The organism is Isoptericola haloaureus, assembly GCF_036689775.1.
Classification (GTDB): Bacteria; Actinomycetota; Actinomycetes; order Actinomycetales; family Cellulomonadaceae; genus Isoptericola; species Isoptericola haloaureus.
The window spans coordinates 1-318 of the sequence record NZ_JBAGLP010000080.1 but is presented as its reverse complement, the minus strand read 5'-3'; the positions used below and the strand labels follow the sequence as shown (position 1 = coordinate 318).

General features: G+C 74.8%; 1 pseudogene. It reads right to left on the bottom strand.

The features are described from left to right. Window positions 1-38: 38 nt before the first annotated feature. Window positions 39-318, bottom strand: a pseudogene (locus V5O49_RS00255) (hypothetical protein); the annotation flags it as partial.

Below are 318 nucleotides of genomic sequence, written 5' to 3'. Positions count from 1 at the left end.
CGTGACCCGGGACGTCGAGCGTCTCTGTTCCTCAGGAATCAGCTGGTGATCCCTGAGGCACAGAGACGCTCGACGCGTCTGGGCACGGCTCCGTCCCGCCGCGCCGGCCGGTCGGTGACCCGGGACATGACGATCGCCGTGCGCGGCTTGGCCACGCGGGCGGTGACCCGGCACGACTCGACGCTCCGCTCGACGTCGGACATCGACCCCGCCACGATCTGCACCCGCGCGTCGGCCTCGCCGGTGACGGTGTCGACGCGCCCGACCTCCGGGACCGGCCCGCAGTCCCGCCCCAGGGCGGCCGGCGCGGTGGTGCCG